Source organism: Paenibacillus tuaregi (assembly GCF_900086655.1).
GTDB classification, from domain to species: Bacteria; Bacillota; Bacilli; order Paenibacillales; family Paenibacillaceae; genus Fontibacillus; species Fontibacillus tuaregi.
The window spans coordinates 1,780,321-1,797,186 of record NZ_LT575476.1; the positions used below are offsets into that span (position 1 = coordinate 1,780,321).

Annotated in this window: 11 protein-coding genes, 1 other RNA gene and 1 pseudogene; 11 read left to right on the plus strand and 2 right to left on the minus strand. The window is 49.5% G+C overall.

Going from position 1 to position 16,866, the window contains the following annotated elements; translation table 11 throughout:
* Positions 1-44 precede the first annotated feature (44 nt).
* The 4 genes from BN6628_RS07995 (at position 45) to rnpB (ending at position 3,231) form a co-directional block, all read left to right on the plus strand.
* Positions 45-869, plus strand: coding sequence for a hypothetical protein (locus tag BN6628_RS07995; RefSeq protein WP_068616273.1), 825 nt, complete (start codon positions 45-47; stop codon positions 867-869).
* On the plus strand, positions 866-1,627 hold the full coding sequence (locus BN6628_RS08000; protein ID WP_068616275.1) for a tRNA (adenine(22)-N(1))-methyltransferase: 762 nt from the start codon (positions 866-868) through the stop codon (positions 1,625-1,627). Before BN6628_RS07995 ends, BN6628_RS08000 begins: the two co-directional genes overlap by 4 nt.
* A complete protein-coding gene (locus tag BN6628_RS08005; protein ID WP_068616278.1) occupies positions 1,603-2,718 on the plus strand; it encodes a Nif3-like dinuclear metal center hexameric protein in 1,116 nt (371 codons plus the stop codon). Before BN6628_RS08000 ends, BN6628_RS08005 begins: the two co-directional genes overlap by 25 nt.
* Positions 2,719-2,816: 98 nt before the next feature.
* An RNA gene (gene rnpB / locus BN6628_RS08010) (RNase P RNA component class A) lies at positions 2,817-3,231 on the plus strand.
* 84 nt (positions 3,232-3,315) lie between these two features.
* On the opposite strand, the gene BN6628_RS08015 is transcribed toward rnpB, so the two are convergent.
* The gene (locus tag BN6628_RS08015) at positions 3,316-5,202 is read right to left on the minus strand and encodes a S8 family peptidase (RefSeq protein WP_068616280.1); all 1,887 of its coding nucleotides are present in this window, start codon (positions 5,200-5,202) and stop codon (positions 3,316-3,318) included.
* A 253-nt stretch (positions 5,203-5,455) separates the two neighbouring features.
* Between BN6628_RS08015 and BN6628_RS08020 the strand changes: the two genes are divergently transcribed.
* The 6 genes and pseudogenes from BN6628_RS08020 to thiI all read left to right on the plus strand — a co-directional run bounded on the left by BN6628_RS08020 (position 5,456) and on the right by thiI (position 10,329).
* On the plus strand, positions 5,456-5,956 hold the full coding sequence (locus BN6628_RS08020; protein WP_068616284.1) for a DUF3907 family protein: 501 nt from the start codon (positions 5,456-5,458) through the stop codon (positions 5,954-5,956).
* Between the two features lie 129 nt (positions 5,957-6,085).
* A complete protein-coding gene (locus tag BN6628_RS25575) occupies positions 6,086-6,319 on the plus strand; it encodes a DUF1540 domain-containing protein (protein ID WP_082927092.1) in 234 nt (77 codons plus the stop codon).
* Positions 6,320-6,694: 375 nt separating this feature from the next.
* A pseudogene (locus BN6628_RS26940) lies at positions 6,695-6,901 on the plus strand (hypothetical protein); the annotation flags it as partial.
* Positions 6,902-7,057: 156 nt separating this feature from the next.
* On the plus strand, positions 7,058-7,837 hold the full coding sequence (locus tag BN6628_RS08030; protein ID WP_068616287.1) for a lytic transglycosylase domain-containing protein: 780 nt from the start codon (positions 7,058-7,060) through the stop codon (positions 7,835-7,837).
* Positions 7,838-7,941: 104 nt separating this feature from the next.
* Entirely contained in the window at positions 7,942-9,093 is a 1,152-nt protein-coding gene (locus BN6628_RS08035) for a cysteine desulfurase family protein (protein ID WP_068616289.1), read from the plus strand.
* Between the two features lie 9 nt (positions 9,094-9,102).
* Positions 9,103-10,329: a tRNA uracil 4-sulfurtransferase ThiI gene (gene thiI / locus BN6628_RS08040; RefSeq protein ID WP_068622090.1), complete on the plus strand. Its 1,227-nt coding sequence runs from the start codon at positions 9,103-9,105 to the stop codon at positions 10,327-10,329.
* A gap of 100 nt (positions 10,330-10,429) precedes the next feature.
* Here the strand turns inward: thiI and BN6628_RS08045 are convergent, their stop codons facing one another.
* Complete coding sequence (locus BN6628_RS08045) at positions 10,430-11,137, minus strand: TerC family protein (protein ID WP_068616291.1); 708 nt, start codon at positions 11,135-11,137, stop codon at positions 10,430-10,432.
* A gap of 498 nt (positions 11,138-11,635) precedes the next feature.
* Here BN6628_RS08045 and BN6628_RS08050 point away from each other — a divergent pair, with 498 nt between their 5' ends.
* Positions 11,636-16,807, plus strand: coding sequence for a glycosyl hydrolase family 8 (locus BN6628_RS08050; RefSeq protein WP_235847599.1), 5,172 nt, complete (start codon positions 11,636-11,638; stop codon positions 16,805-16,807).
* Positions 16,808-16,866 lie beyond the last annotated feature (59 nt).

Here is a 16,866-nt window from a genome sequence, read left to right on the forward strand (position 1 = left end):
TAGGGCAGTATCTTATTCGCTGTGTATGTGGAGGTTAGGGACTTTTGAATTCGGAAAGACGCGAGATCATATTAAATGAAATCGAGTACTGGCGGACAAGCCGACTGCTGCCAGAGCAGTACTGTGATTTCCTTGAAAATCTGTACCAAGAGCAGGCCGCTCAGGCCGCGCGCAGGACCTTCTCCATTAACTCGATTCAACAAGGAAGCCTGAAGACCTGGTTTCTTGGATTTGGAATTATTTCCTTGATTTTCTTTATTGGGTTTTATTTTAGCCTTTTTCCCTGGCCATTGCAAATGGCGATCGCCTTGCTGGTAACTTCGATTTGTTATAGTTTCTCGGCCGTATTTAGACCACGTAGGAAAGTGGCTGCGCTTCTAACAGCGTCTGGTGGCAGCGTTATCTTATTAGGGCTTGGGGCTTGGACGTTGTGGCTTCAGGATTGGCTGTCCCCTGGCGGCATTGCAGGTCTAGTTGGTGTATGCGGTTTGATCTGGTGGCTTGCCGGATATTTCCTGAATTTAGGCATTCTTAATTACTGTGGTTTTGTATGCTTCATTCTTCTGTATGGTGTCATGTTTGGAAAAATTCATCCAGATGCCTCGTGGCCGATGATGCAGTTGTTCTGGCTTCCACTGAGTGTCGTCATGGTGTGGCTGTGCTGGTTGGCTCATCACCGGATCAAGCGGATGGCTCCTGTGTTCTTTGCGGTGGGGATTACAGTTTGGTTCATGCCCGAAGCGGATATGCTTCTAATGAGACAAAGCTCTGTGCATGGTATGGTATTATTATGTCTGCTTAAAATTGTGATTGCCTTTATATTGCTGTTTGTTTTGCGAAAAAAATGGATTGTGTGGGTGTTTAAATGAAATTATCAGCAAGATTACAACAAATTTGCGATCAGCTTCCCGAAGGGTGCCGGTTCGCAGATATCGGCTCAGACCATGCGCTGCTTCCTGTAGCCGCTCTGAAGAAAGGAAAGGCTGTGTTTGCGGTTGCCGGTGAAGTGAATGACGGACCTCTTGAAGCTGCGAAGCGTCAGGTTCATTCGTCTGGGTTGCAGGAGCGAATATCGGTACGTAAAGGCAACGGGCTGGAGGTTATCGCTCCAGGAGAAGTTGACGTCATAACCATTGCCGGAATGGGCGGGGCTCTTATTGTCTCCATCCTCTCCGAGGGGATGTCCAAGCTGGATGGGGTTGAGCGGCTTATTCTCCAGCCGAATGTCGGCGAGGATCTGGTGCGCAGGTGGCTGCTGGAACAGGATTGGTATTTGTCATCTGAATCCATTCTTGAAGAAGACGGCAAGATCTACGAGGTGCTTACAGCTGACAGAACCGGGCAGGCGGGGGACTTGAACCGGCAGCTTTATACGGACAGGCCGCTTCCGGGGTGCGGCCAGCAGCTTACGAAAGAAAGGCTGCTGCTTATGGGTCCATGGCTTAGCGAGCGGCCTGATGCGGTATTTTTCGACAAATGGTCTTCGGAGATCGAGAAGCTTGAAAAAGTACGGCGTCAGATATCTAAGTCTGAACTTGAAGCTTCCCGCATCAAGGCAGAGGAACTTGGGCTTCAAATTGAACAGTGGAAGGAGATTTTGGCATGTATGCAAAAGGACAAACTGTAGTTCAGATGATGGAGCAGTTAGCTCCCAAGCACGTTGCGGTACCGGACGACAAAATCGGCCTGCAGCTCGGGACACTTCAGAAAGAGATCAAGAAGGTGCTTGTCACTCTGGATGTGACGGAAGCGGTAGTTGACGAGGCGATTGCCCTCAAGGTCGATTTGATCATTGCGCATCATGCCATTATTTTTCGTCCGCTGGCGCAGCTTCAGACGGATACACCGGCAGGCAGGCTGTATGAGAAGCTGATCAAGAACGATATCGCCGTATATATCAGCCATACGAATCTGGATGTGACCGAGGGTGGCATGAACGATTGGATGGCTGAAGCGCTGGGGATCGAAGCTTCCGATTCTCTGGAGAATGTACATACCGACAAGCTGTATAAACTGGTTGTGTTTGTGCCAAAGTCACACCACAAGCAGGTTCTGGACGCGGTCTTGAACGCGGGTGCAGGTGCGATTGGCAACTACAGCCACTGCAGCTTCAATATTGAGGGATACGGTACGTTTGTGCCACAGGAAGGCACCGATCCTTTTATAGGTGAGCAGGGGAAGATGGAACGTGCTGAAGAAATCCGGATCGAGACGGTGGTTCCTAACAGTATCCGCAGCAAAGTGATCCAGGCTATGCTTAAGAATCATCCCTATGAAGAAGTGGCTTATGACTTGTATCCGATGGATCTGAAAGGCAGAACTCTTGGTCTTGGGAGAACCGGCAAGCTATCAGAACCTGTTCAGCTTAGAGAGTTTGTGGATCGGGTGAAAGCGGCCTTGAAGGTAGACCACGTGCGCGTGGTTGGAGATTTGGACCGTCTTGTCCGCAAAGCGGCTGTTCTTGGGGGTTCTGGCGGAAGATACTGGAAGCAGGCGCAGTTCCGCGGGGCGGATGTGCTGGTGACGGGAGACGTGGATTTCCATACTGCCCAGGATGCGCTTGCGGCAGGAATTGCACTTATTGATCCGGGACATCATGCCGAGAAAATTATGAAGGATAAGGTGGCTGCGTGGCTTGAGGATAGGCTGGGTGAAGCCAAATATCAGACTGAGGTGCACGTGTCTGGCGTAAATACGGAGCCATTTCAATTTATGTAGGCGTAAAGCTCTGAAATGCCATTTCCCGTTAAAAGAGGGATCGATTTGGGGGTTGTGCCGCCCCTGAAATCCTTGTATACTATCAAGTGTTGCTTTGGAAAGTTTGACAGACAATCGCCGGCAAGCTTGTCTTGCGGGAGGAAAGTCCGGGCTCCATAGGGCAGGATGCTGGATAACGTCCAGTCGGCGCGAGCCGAAGGATAGTGCCACAGAAATGGACCGCCGATGGCCGTTCTATAGGAACGGATCAGGCAAGGATGGAACCGAGGTGTAAGAGACCCCGAGGAGCGTTGGTGACTTCGTTCCTGGTAAACCCCATCTGGAGCAAGACCTAATGGGACGCAGCTTCCTCGCTTGCGAAGAGGCAGCCTTTGCCCGAGGCGCGTCTGGGTTGGTCGCTTGAGCTGTGCAGCAATGTACGGCCTAGATAGATGATTGTCGCTTGTAGTGGGAGGGTAGTTCCCGTCTGAACCACCAAAGAGCACAGAACCCGGCTTACGGAAGACTTTCCATAACTACTACAGTAACACCAAATAAGAAGCCCCGATCCATGAGCAGATACCCATTTGCTTTTGGATCGGAGGCTTCTTTTGTTTGTTAATGAACTCTTTGGCCCGTAATGGTGTTCAGCCTGTTCTCCATGAACTGGGGCCACAGCTGCAGCGGGGAGGAATTAACACCTGCCGCCTGAAGCGCCGATAGAACATCGATCTGCCCAAAGCCAAAGTATTTATCACGTCCGGGGTTCCCCAGATCAATGACATTTTTGCGGATGATGTCCATGACTTCCGTATTGCGGAGGTCTGGATTAATCGAGCGGATTAACGCAGCCAGTGCGGATACGTGCGGCGTGGCCATTGAAGTTCCGGATAAGGCGGCATACTGGTTGTTTGGATAGGTGCTTGCAATGCTCTCACCCGGCGCCATGACATCAATGTAATCCCCGTAGTTGGAGAACGATGCCCTGTTCATGCTGGCATCCGTCGCCGAAACGGACAGCACCTCGGGATATGCCGCGGGATACCCGGGTCTTTCCGTATTATCATTTCCGGTTGCTGCAATAATGACCACGTCTTTGTTGAAAGCATATTTGATCGCTTCATGCAGGAATTGGGCATCCGCATAGTTGCCAAGACTGAGATTGATGACCTTGGCACCGTGATCCGCTGCCCAGACGATGCCTTGAGCTACAGAATAGGTGGTGCCTGAACCGGAGGAATCGAGCGCTTTAACAGGGAGAACCTTATTCCCCCAGGTCATCCCGGCAATTCCCTCGTTATTATTCACCTGTGCGGAGATAATGCCTGCCACATGGGTGCCATGACCGACGTCGTCCATAGGTTTATTGCTTGGGGAGATCACATTGTAGCCCGGAAGTAATCTGCCTTTTAGGTCCGGATGCTTAAGGTCCACACCGGTATCCACTACGGCGACCACCACGTCACTTTTTCCTTTGGTCAGCTTCCAGCCGCGGGTTGTCTCGATAATAGGCAAGTTCCATTGATACTCCGAGTATAATAGATCATTGGGCACCTCAGGGGTATCCTCCAAGGATTCAGCCTGAGCAGCAGATGATGTATTTGTCAAATACAGATAATGGGGCTCCACATACAGCGGATTCCATTTTGAGATGAAATACGACTTGAGCTCACTCATGTTCTTTCCATCTGCATGGAAAATGTATGTGTTGTTTATTTTCTGATAAGGAATTATGCTCCTTAGGTCCTTGCGGATTTGCCTTAATTCCTCGCGGGTTGGAGGCTGTCTGAACGTCACGACGACCTCATTCTCGTAGTAATGGCTGGCTTTTTCGTTGTCTTGACCGGTTCTAACCGTGGTATCTTTCAGCGTATCGGTATTGAAGGATTCCATCTTATAACGTCCTTCTTTAGGATACGGGATTAACCTTAGGTTCTTCCGCTGATGGCTTTTTACTTTATCCAGGATATCCAGACTAAATAGGGCAATTACTCCTTGCTTCGATTCGCGTGCAGGCTCCGCGGTAACAAAATACCGGGGATTATCCGCAGGGAACGCAGGGGATTCATAAGAGCGGCCCTTATCCAGCGAATATTTGGCCAGTTGGACGTAGGACTTCAATTGATGTTCTTCTTTGCTGCCCCGGGGGAAATCTGAATGCCCAAGTTCCTGCTCCCGATTCTTTCCGATCCAAACGACGGACAACAAGTGCTTGTGATCATCCTGAAGCTTTCGGATATAGGTCCTGGCTTCCTTGGGGGTTGAATTTCCGAACTTTCTGCTCATTTCCTTGGTATGCTGCCTTGCATCATGCCTTACAATGCGGTCTGTAGCCGTCATATCTCTCTGAAGCAGATGCTGCTTAAGGCGGTGCTCCTGATGCGGGGATGCGATCTCCGCCTGTTTGATCGGAGCTTTGTCTGTTGTTCGGGACGGAAACATTGAGATAGCGAGAATAGCCGCGGCTCCGGTAACTCCAGCAGCAATCCATTTGCGTTTTGACATAAGGGCACAAAGCCTCCTTCTTCTTCGGGCAAAAAGTGGGTCTTCCTATAGCGTTAGGAACCTCACCATGTTTTATTCTTCCGAGCTTATCTTGGGAGGAGGAATTGCCTGGGAATCCATGAATAATTAAGAGATTCGGGACAAGAAAGGATATCGTTTTGATTGGTTTTGTGATACTATGATTTAGACACAATTACCATTACTGTGTTGTACCCAAGCTCTTGCTTGACAGAACGGAAGGAGAACAGTTTGTATGCCTGAAACCAATGTCCAACAACTTTGTGAAACCGCGAAAGAGAAACTCAAAATTGCCATTCCTACGCTGGAACAGTTTTTGAACGAACACTCACTTGCGCAGCTTGCACCCGAACAGGATGAAGAATCCATCCGTTTTGCCAAAGGATTTTTGACAGACTTGCGCCATCTTCTGGTTAACTCGGAAGTTGTTTATGAGAAATTGGGGACTGTACTTCGCCGGGCTACTTTTGACAAAGAAGCCGCTGAGAAAGTGCTATACAGCGCATATCATGATTGCGTGAACAGCTTCTTCTATCCTAAAAATGAAAGTTACTCTGAAGATGGACGTTATGCCTACACCGGACAAGACGCTATTCGTTTCCGCAAGAAGCCGGTCCGCGCAGCACGTGATGTCGTATTGGATGTAACCAAAGTATATGAAGACCTCCGTGATGACCTCACGTTTTATGAAAGTGATTATTTAACACAGCGCCGCATGCAGCGCAATAATGCCTAGGGACAACTTATCTTAAGATGAACCGCCGAAGATACCTGCACAGGTATCTTTTTTTTGCTTTGAATTGACAATACGCCTGCCGTATAGGGCATTCGGGCTCAGGAGAAAATGTAGTCTGAGGTGATCAATATGCCAAATGGCGAAAAGCCCATAGTGAAATGCAGTGTCTCAAACTGCCATTATTGGGGTGAAAAAAACGTTTGTAAAGCCGATTTGATTATGATTGACATTGATCAGCATGCGGCTGCAAATTACCGTGAGGAGTATGCAGGCGAGACGTTTGACTCTGAGCACCGGGATGCGGCACGAACTTCCGCGTCCACCTGCTGTCATACGTTTAAACCGAAATCGAAGTCATCCTAAATTAGGTAACTTACGGAGGTGCGTAGCATGAGTGATTATCCAAAACAAATCAAAGACGATGAGCAGTCAAAGAGCACGTCAAGTACGAACCGCGTAGATTATCCGCGTCAGACACACCAAGAGGAGTATAGTTCGGATATTTCTTCGGGAACCACGTCGCGCGCCAAGGACAAGCAAGATACCACCCCCCGCAGCAAGGGGACGTTTGCAGAGTTATATAACACCCCTGGACCTACTTCCGATTATCCGCGCCGGGCTCACCGTGAGGAGTATGGTGCGGACATTGCACCAGGAACCACGTATATTCCGGCTTCGCGCACCAATGGCAAGCGGGACACCACTTCCCGCAGCCAAGGAACAACCGCACAGACTGATAATACGGCTGGACGTACAGCAGGCTATATTGGAGTGGCTCTCGGGATCGCATCCATGTTTATTTGGTCCATTATTTTGGGGCCGATCGCCGCGATCCTTGGCTTCTATGCTTACAGTCAAGGAAGAAGAACCGCGGGCGCCTGGGCTGCTGGACTTGGCATCATTGCGACACTAAGTTACTTTGTCTTGATTCCATTTACACGTTAAAAGAAATCTCCGAACTGATCTCAAATATTCGCAGGCCCTGTCCGATATAAAGGACAGAGCCTGTTTTTTTTACCAAAATACTGGTTATGTTTCCATAGTACGTGTAAAATTAAGTTGGAATAAATATCTAATGGACAAGATGAGGAGCAAAAAGCAATGCAAATAGATCCGCGTACCGCCAAACAGTTGATTGATCTGCAATTGATGAGCGGAATCGATCTGCAAGGAACCGCGTTACAGAGTACATCTACCACAGGTGGAACCGATTCCGCCTTTAATTTAGTGTTACAGCAATTAATGCAGACGGACTCCATCAGTTCTTCTGTGGATCAGTACAATTCGGCTCTGGATACCGGCGCGGTCATCTCGGTTAATGGCCAATTGTGGCAGCTTCTTAAGACGAATACAGAGGGGCTCTCCACTGAAGAGTCGGGAAGCAGTAGCGGTACCGCTACTGCTTCCGGATCATCTCCGGTAAGTCCAAGCGCATCCAACCCGAATGTGGATCACACCTCTAAGCCCACCGCTTATAATGAGCTGATCAGCAAGGCCAGCCGGGACTATGGTGTACCGGAGTCGCTCATTAAGGCGGTGATTGATACGGAGTCTTCTTTTGATCCGAACTCGCTGTCTTCCGCGGGGGCTAAAGGGTTGATGCAGCTTATGGATGGAACTGCCCAGGGGCTTGGGGTGAGCAATTCTTTTGACCCGGCTCAGAATATCGATGGGGGAACCAAATATATTTCCTACCAGCTCAAACGGTATAACGGGAATATCAACACAGCGATGGCCGCTTATAATGCGGGTCCGGGAACACTGAGAAAGCTGGGCATCTCTAACGATCAGGAGCTTATGGAGAAGCTTCATCTGCTGCCGACGGAGACTCAGAAATATATTACCAAGATAGAACGGGCTCGTGCCAAATATGAGGCATGACGACTTATAGCAAGCAGGGCGTTCCAAGACTGGAGCGCTCTTTTTTGTGCTTTTCCAGCAGGATTCGAAATCTGTTACAATAGAGGGATGAGGGGGGATTTCAGATGTATTATTTCGATCATGCCGCAGCAACCCCGCCCAGTGAAGAGGTAATCCGTACAGTTTACGAAGTCATGAAGGCGCATTACGGTAATCCGTCCTCCCTGCATCAGCCGGGACTTGAGGGCGGGAAGCTGCTGAGAAGAGCAAGGGAAGTGTGCGCGGCCTCTCTTGGTGTACAGCCGAGAGAAGTCATCTTTACTTCAGGGGCTACAGAAAGCAACAATCTGGCTCTAAAGGGAGCTGCACTGCAATATAGAAGCCGGGGGAAACATATTATAACGACTGAGATTGAACATCCGTCCGTATATGAGAGTGCGAAGCAGCTCGAAACCCTGGGGTTTGACGTTACTTTTCTGCCGGTCGGCCATGATGGGACAGTAACGGCTAAGCAAGTTTTGGAGGCTGTCCAGCCCGATACAATCCTGGTATCCGTCATGCATGTGAACAATGAAACCGGAAGTATCCAGCCGATTCAGGAGATCGGCAGGGCTCTCCAGAGTACCCGGCCGAAGGTGCTGTTTCATGTCGATGGCGTCCAAGGATACGGCAAGGTCCCGTTGTCCCTGCAATCATGCGGGATTGATCTGTACAGCCTATCTGCTCATAAGATTAGAGGGCCTAAAGGCGTAGGGCTCTTATATATAAAAGACGGCGTGTCCTTATTTCCGCTTCTGTCCGGGGGAGGGCAGGAAAGAGGCCTGCGGGCAGGGACTGAAAATGTTCCCCTGATTGTGGGCATGGCCAAGGCCGTGCGGATGGCCGGGGAACATATCGAGGCTAGGGCAAAACAGCTTCGGCATCTGCGGGAGCAGCTGGTCAGCGGGATTCAGCAAATCCCGGAGCTGGTGCTTAATTCTCCGGTTCAAGACGGAGCACCGCATATTGTCAGCTTCTCCTATCCGGGAATGAAGGCCGAGGCTCTGCTGCATATGCTGGAAGAAGCCGGGTTCATGGTTTCCACCAAATCAGCCTGCTCTTCCAAGTCAGCAGAGCCAAGCCGTGTATTGCTGGCTATGGGCGCCGGAGAAGCAGCCGCTACCAGTGGTATTCGGATCAGCTTCGGAGAAGAACACACCGCGCATCACATCCAGCTTCTGATTGATGTACTAACCTCAGCCGTAAGCCGGCTTAAAGCTTTGAAAGGTGGATTTTGACTTTTAATGATGACTTATGATTTATTGCTGCTGCGTTTCGGTGAGATGGCGATTAAAGGGAAGAACCGGAGACGGTTTGAGAAAGCGGCCATGAACCATATTGAGGCACTGCTTGAATTGTATCCGGGCGCTTCACTGCGTCAGGAGTTCGGAAGGTTCTATATTTCCCTTGGAGGAGAGTCGGCGGAAAGCCTGATTAAGGAGCTTAAGAAGGTATTTGGGATCGCATCGATCAGTCCTGTAGTGGTGACCGGATCAGAACTGGATAAAATTATAGAAACCGCAAAGGACTTTGTCACCCGTTTGAACCTGCCAGAGGGTACAACGTTTAAGGTCAATGCCAGGAGGGTGTGGAAAGGGTTTCCTCATCTCTCCAATGAAATTAACAAGCTGGTCAGCGGGCCGCTTCTGCGGGAGATAGGGACCTTAAAGGTGGATGTCCATGAACCGGAGGTTGAGCTTAGGGTCGAAGTCCGGGAGGATCAGACGTACCTCTTCAGCGAAATTATTCCTGGGGCTGGAGGATATCCCCTTGGTACAAATGGCAAAGCGATGCTGCTGCTGTCAGGAGGCATTGACAGTCCGGTAGCGGGATGGTCAGCCATGCGCCGGGGTCTGGAGATCGAGTGTGTCCATTTCCACAGCTATCCCTTTACAAGCAAGCAGGCCGAGGAGAAAGTGATCCAGCTGGCACATGTCTTGTCGACTTACTCGGGCCAGATTAAGCTGCACCTGGTTCCGTTCACAGAGGTGCAGACGCTCCTAGCCAAGTCGAAGCAGGAAGGGCTTATGATTACTTTGATGCGCCGGGCTATGCTGCGGATTGCCACTGGACTGGCGGAGCAGCACGGGGCATTGGCGCTTGTAACCGGGGACAGTCTGGGACAAGTGGCCAGCCAGACTCTGCCAAGCATGAATGTGATCGGCCGGGCTACAGAGCTCCCTCTGTTAAGACCGCTGATCATGATGGACAAATCAGAGATTATCGAATTGTCGCGTGAGATTGGCACCTACGATTTGTCGATTCTGCCTTACGAGGACTGCTGCACCCTGTTCGTGCCGAAATCTCCTTCCACCAATCCGAACCTGCGGATCGTAGAGAAGATTGAGTCATCCTCGCCTGATCTAGACAGGGAAATCAAAGCCGCAATCTCAGGCACGAAGACCCTTGTGCTTCATCCGGGGGAACAGCCGGTACAGACTGGGGGCACAGGCATTCAGGAAGATTGGTTCTAGCAGAGAATTAGTCATATTTAAGCACTGTGCAAATAACAAGAGGCTGTCCCAAAATCATCCTAAGATGATCCCGGGACAGCCTCTTTCCGATGGCCTGCTGTTATGAATGGGTCGCTGGATCAGAATGCGGTTTTTTGCCGCTGGAGCGTTGTTGTTTCTTCCTCCAATGCCCGATAACCAGGACGGCGGCTACGATGAGGATAATAAATGCGAAGCTGATCACGGGCTTGTCCACAAATACTGCGGCCAGCTTAGGCTCGGTGGTGATCATATGAGCCGCGGTATAAGCCAGGACTGCTGCACCCAAATAAGCGATCCATGGAAATAAGTTGAGCAGTTTAATGAATAGAGTGCTGCCCCAAACCACGATAGGCACGCTAATAAGCAGCCCGATAACCACAAGAACCATGTGCTGACCGGAAGCACCGGCTACGGCAATAACATTGTCCAGCCCCATGGCGGCATCTGCGATAACAATGGTTCGAACCGCTGGCCACAGGGAAGTCTGGGCCTTTACAGAATCGTGATCGCCTTCGTCCGTCAGCACTTTGTAGGAGATATATATTAGCAGTAATCCCCCAACTGCAAGAAGCCAAGGGATGTTAAGCAGCCATACCACCACTAAAGTAGCAGCAATCCGCAGAATTACAGCCCCTGCCGTCCCGTATAGGATGGCCTTCTTCTGAACGGAATGGGGCAGCTTCCTTGCAGCCATTCCAATGACAATCGCGTTATCCCCTGCGAGAATCAAATCGATAAAAATAATATTGATTAATGAGATGAAAAATGCCGCACTGAACAATTCCAACTTAAGTCACTTCCTTCGATGTTATATACGCTATACTTAACCAAAAAGATTCAAAACGTGGGGATTACACGAAATAATCTTGGTATGACTAGGCGGGGGAAAGTGAATCCCGCTTATTTTGCCTTTAACTCAATTATTTTATCGTTTACCTGATCAAATTGGAAGCAGATAAAGAATGAAGAAATTTAATTTTCTAAATTGACAAAAAGATATAGGCTGAAGTAAGGTATAAATGTGTAAGCGCTTTAATTTTGTTAATTCAGTGTCAAGTTACTGTAAAATTTATAGGGGTGATGTGGACAAAATGTAAAAGCGCTTTAACTTTTGTTAATTTGAACGTCTTGGCAGCAGCTATTTATCTGCCAGATCCTCGCCTTGCACCTTTTGGTTTCTCACATGACTCAGTCTCTGTGCAGGTGTAAGAAGAGGAAGATTCAAGCAGTCATTATGGGGGACATTCTGTATAAGAAGAGAGGGAAATGGATGGCTATGAGGTCTATGAACAAATGGAAACGAAACAGAGTGCTCTGTGCGCTTATGGCGCTTGTGCTGGTTATGTCGAGCATGGCAGGCGTTGTACGCGCTGAAGAAGACAGAAGTACAGCAGTTGCCGCAACTCCGGGAGAGCAGTCAATTGTTGCGGCATGGCAGTTCAAGGATGAGGGAGAACATGGCGTGTTCCCCGCAACTTCCGGGGAGTATGGACCTTCAGCGTACTTCACCAATGTAGGGGGTACCTTCGAGTATTATGATAAGAGTGAGAAATCGCTCAGTTACCAGAGCTGGCGGGATTCCAAGGATACGAAGTATTGGTTAGCCGTGCTGTCAACCAAAGGTTTCCGCAATCTAACCTTGTCCTCCGTTCAGAATTCCTCGGGCTCCGGTCCAAGGGACTTCAAGGTACAGACGAGTACGGATCAGAAGAATTGGCAGGACGTTCCTAACAGCACACTGAAGATGGTTAAGTCCAGTTTTAATTGTCCTGATGACACATGCAAGCTTAACAATCTTCCTCTTCCAGGTATTGAAGACCAGAATCTGATCTACATCCGCTGGGTTGTTGCATCAGATGCAAGCACCAGTGAGGAAGAAGACGGGATTGGAGGGTCAGGTTCCAGTCGGATCAAGGATATCCGCATTAGCGGTGAACGTATCCCGGATGTTGAGCTCTTTCATCCTACCCTGAATCTGTGGCAGCTTCCGAAGGCTGGGAGCACCCATGCGAGTATACAAGGTCCAATTCAGGTCAAGTTCAATAAATCTATTGCGGTCAGCGAAGACGCCAAGGTTAAAATTACAGACGAGCAGGATAAAACAGTCCAAGAACTCAAGCCGTCGGTAATCAATCAGCATACTTTGGAAAGTGCCGAGCCGAAATTGGCTTATGGCCGGTCCTATACTGTGCAAATTTCTAAAGATGCTGTTAAAGGCACAGATGGTGTGGCTTTGGAAAAAGATATCACTTGGACGTTCAAGGTTCAGGATTCTCCGCTTATGCCGAAGTCGGTGAATATGACTCTGAACGGCGATCCGAAGACCAGCATGGCGTTTGCCTGGTATACCGACAAGATGACAGGTACGACCGTTCAAGTCGTTGAAGCAGATCAAATGAAGGGGGAAAGCTTCCCTGAGAAGGCTTCATCTTATACTGGCACGGCGGAAGAAATTGAAACCTTCATGTCCAAGAAGGACAGGGAAGAGGATAAGAAAGTTAAATTTATCAGCCACAAGGCCGTTGCCGACAAGTTGAAGCCGGGTACCTCTTACCGGTTCAGAGTTGGTGACGGGAAAGAATGGAGTGAAGTTGGCTCCTTCAAGACAGATACCCAGGAGAACCAGTCTTACCGGTTCATTGCTGGGTCAGACTCCCAAGCCTCCAGTGAAGAGGATTTCCAGCCGTGGGGCGATACGTTCAGGAAAGCCAGGGAGTTCATCGGCGATCCTAAATTCCTGATTAATGCCGGAGATTTGGTGGACAACGGGGATCTTGAAGAGCAGTGGCAGTGGATGCTGGGCGCCGCCCAGAAAGAGCTGCTCAACGTGCCATTTGTCCCGGTGCTTGGCGGACACGAAATCCAGGATTATGACGGGGATGAGACGACGCCAAACGATAACTTTTACCATCACTTCAATGTTCCTAAACAAGTTGTTAAGGGAACCCATAAAGGGTCCGTATACTCATTTGAATATGGGGATGCGCTTTATATGGTCTTTAATTCCCAATACGCTGGACAGTTGAATGAGGACGGCAAAAGCATCAAGTGGGCCGATAATGAATTCTGGGACCAGGTAGCGTGGATGAAGAATACGGTGGCCCGCAGTGATAAGAAATGGAAGTTTGTCGCATTTCATAAGAGCCCTTATGCGGCCGGAGACAACTCGGCCCAGTGGGAAGACGACCGGATTCAGTTCTACAAGAAATATCTGATTCCTGCTTTTGATGAGATGGGCATTGATATGGTGTTTGAAGCCCATGACCACATGTACATGAGATCGTTCCAAATGTATAACGACCAGGTTATTCCTAAAGACCAGTTGGAGTTCGACAACGAGGGCAACGCGGTTAACCCTAAGGGAACCATTTACCTGATGTCGAATGCGTTCGGTAACAAATTCTACTATAAGAATAATCAGTATAAGCCAGGGGAAGACGGTGAACCGGAAGAAGTTAAGGGTCCAGACGGCAAGCCAATTCCTTATAACGACTATTTTGCCGCTATTGACGAGCAGCCGGAGAAGAAAATGTTCACGGATGTGTCCATTTCCCCGGAAGTGCTCAAATTTACCGCTTATACCGCAGCGGTAGAGGACGAAGGCAAGGCGGATACTGTGGGTAACGGCTTGTCTGCTTACGACAAGTATGGTGTCAAGAGAACAGATGTGAAGCCGGATCGGGTAGCGGAAGCCAAGGTTCAAGTAAAAGGCAATGAGGCCGTGCTGACCTGGAAGATGCCTGCGGACAGCAAGGAACCCGTGCGAGGCTTTAGGGTTTATGAGAAGTCTGATAAAGTCAAGACACATTGGAGCGAATATATTCCTGCTGCTGCCGGGAAGAGTGAGTATATTTTGACGGTGAAGGATATTAACCCGGATAAGAAGTATGATTTCAACATCAAAGCGGTAGGCACGAGAATGAACTCGGATGCGACTGAGGTTAGTACTAAGGAAGGGCCTGTGGAACAGGAGCCTCCTTCAGCTCCAACCAATCTGAACGGTACTGCGGTATCCCCGTACCAGATTGATCTGAAGTGGACGGCATCCGCGGGAGTGAATGCGCCAGTTGGCTATCATATATACCGGAACGACGAGAAGGTGGGTTCGTCCCAGACAACTTCCTTCAATGATTATGGACTCAGCCCAAATACGGAATATGCCTATACGGTCAAAGCTTACAGCGCGGAAGGCATTGAATCGCTGGCAAGCAACAGTGTTAAAGTTACAACCAAACAGCTTCCTTCTGGTCAAGGACCAAATAAGGCGTTCCCGCAGCATACGGATTATGCGGGAGGCGCAATCAAGCCGAATCACCAGTCTCAGCAACAGCTGGATGCGACGGTCTCCAGGCTGTATGACGAATGGAAGAAGAAATATCTCAAAGCCAATCCTTATGAACCAAATCAGTATTATGTTTGGTACAGTGACGGGGATTGGTTCGAAGAGGACGATATTTCCATTACCGTCTCGGAGGCTCACGGTTATGGCATGCTGATTACGGCCATTATGGCGGGACACGATCCGGAGGCGAAGAAGTATTTTGACGGAATGTACCGCTATTTCCGGGCTCACCCAAGCAGCATTAACAAAGACTTGATGGCCTGGAAGCAGGGAGATGACAAGGCAGCGGGGAAGATTGTCGATATCGAAGGGGCTGATTCAGCCACTGACGGGGACATGGACATTGCTTATTCGCTGCTGCTTGCCCATGAGCAGTGGGGCAGTAAGGGAGAGATCAATTACCTGGAAGAGGCCAAGAAGGTAATTAACGCGATTATGGAAAGTGATGTGAACCATACCGAATGGACACTGAAGCTGGCCGATTGGGTGGACGACAACGATCCGATCTATGGCAATGCCACACGCCCGTCTGACTTCATGCTTCAGCATATGAAGGATTTCCGCATCGTGACAGGGGACGAACGCTGGGATAAGGTCATTGACAAGACCTATAGCGTGATTAACAGTCTCCATAAGGGATACAGTTCTTCAACCGGACTTCTGCCGGATTTTGCTTTCAAAGACACGGTGGACGGCAAATACAAGCCGGTTAGCGAGAAGAAATGGGATACTGAAAGCGGGTTTTTCCTTGAGTCGGAGCATGACGGGGATTACAGCTATAATGCTTCCCGGACTCCTTGGCGTATCGGCACTGATTACTTGATTTCAGGAGACAAACGGGCCAAGGATCAGCTTGGCAAGATGAACAGCTGGATACGCGGGCAGACCAACAATGATCCGGCTAAGATTATGGCGGGGTATAAGCTGAATGGCACCCCAGTCGATGACTCGACTGATCTTACTTTCAGTGCGCCGCTGTTGGTCAGCGCGATGACCGACTCCTCGACCTCGAACCAGGCATGGCTGAATAAGCTGTGGGATTTCAATGCTGCAGCATCGACAGAGGAGAATGTATACTTCGGCAATAACCTTCGTCTGCTGAGCATGATTGTGGCCTCAGGAAACTGGTGGACACCGTCTATCAAGGATACGGAGGCTCCTACCGCTCCTACTTTGGAACGTGCTGAAGCGATTTCCCAGACGGAGATTGAGCTGAAATGGATTCCATCCACCGATAACTTTGGAATCAAGGGATACAAAGTATACCGTAACGACACGGTGATTACCGATACATCAAAGACGAACTTCCGGGATAGCGGCCTCCAGGCAGGAGCAACTTACAAGTATTACGTGATCGCTTATGATGCCGCCGGCAATTCGTCCAGAATCAGCAACGTCAAGATTGTGTACACACCAAGGCATTCAAGCACGGATAGCGGTTCAGGCGGTAACGGCAGCAGCGGAAGTGGAAGCACATCGGGACAGAAGCCGGATACCCCAACGCCATCTGTTCCAGATCCGGTTGTTACACAGCCAACAGAACAGAATCAGAGTAAGTTTAAAGATGTTGGCAGCAGACATGCATGGGCAAGCGAAGCGATCAAGGAGCTGACATCCAAAGGGATTATCCAGGGCACTTCAGCTACCACCTTCGAGCCTGACAGCCGGATTACCCGGGCCGATTTCGTCCTGCTGCTCGTCCGTATGCTGGGCATAAAGGCGCAGGCTGAATCGAACTTTACGGACGTGAGCAAAGGTGCTTATTATTATGAAGCTTTGGGAACAGCCAAGACGCTGGGTATTACTACTGGAACAGGAAATCAGAAGTTCCTTCCGAATGCGCCGATATCCAGGCAGGATATGATGGTTTTGGCAGCCAGAGCATTGAAAATCACGAATGAGTTAAAGGTTTCAGCTGGCGGTGCATCCAACCTGAAGAGCTTTAAGGATGCTCCAAGCGTAGCGGCTTATGCCGTGGATAGTATTGCGGCTCTAGTTAAGGAAGGCCTTGTACAGGGAGACGGCAAGACCCTTCGTCCAGCAGCTCTATCTACGCGGGCTGAAGCAGCAGTAATTGTCTACCGGATTTATAAGCAGATTAATAAATTGGATTAAAATAGCAGCAGGAGGCCGGATTTGTCCGGTCCCCTGCTTTTTTCTTTAAGGAGTTCTGT

Coding starts and splice junctions, on each gene's coding strand:
- BN6628_RS08000 (WP_068616275.1), top strand. CDS start 866: ATGAAATTATCAGCAAGATTACAACAAATTTGCGATCAGCTTCCCGAA.
- BN6628_RS08005 (WP_068616278.1), top strand. CDS start 1,603: ATGTATGCAAAAGGACAAACTGTAGTTCAGATGATGGAGCAGTTAGCT.
- BN6628_RS08015 (WP_068616280.1), bottom strand. CDS start 5,202: ATGTCAAAACGCAAATGGATTGCTGCTGGAGTTACCGGAGCCGCGGCT.
- BN6628_RS08020 (WP_068616284.1), top strand. CDS start 5,456: ATGCCTGAAACCAATGTCCAACAACTTTGTGAAACCGCGAAAGAGAAA.
- BN6628_RS25575 (WP_082927092.1), top strand. CDS start 6,086: ATGCCAAATGGCGAAAAGCCCATAGTGAAATGCAGTGTCTCAAACTGC.
- BN6628_RS08030 (WP_068616287.1), top strand. CDS start 7,058: ATGCAAATAGATCCGCGTACCGCCAAACAGTTGATTGATCTGCAATTG.
- BN6628_RS08035 (WP_068616289.1), top strand. CDS start 7,942: ATGTATTATTTCGATCATGCCGCAGCAACCCCGCCCAGTGAAGAGGTA.
- thiI (WP_068622090.1), top strand. CDS start 9,103: ATGACTTATGATTTATTGCTGCTGCGTTTCGGTGAGATGGCGATTAAA.
- BN6628_RS08050 (WP_235847599.1), top strand. CDS start 11,636: ATGAACAAATGGAAACGAAACAGAGTGCTCTGTGCGCTTATGGCGCTT.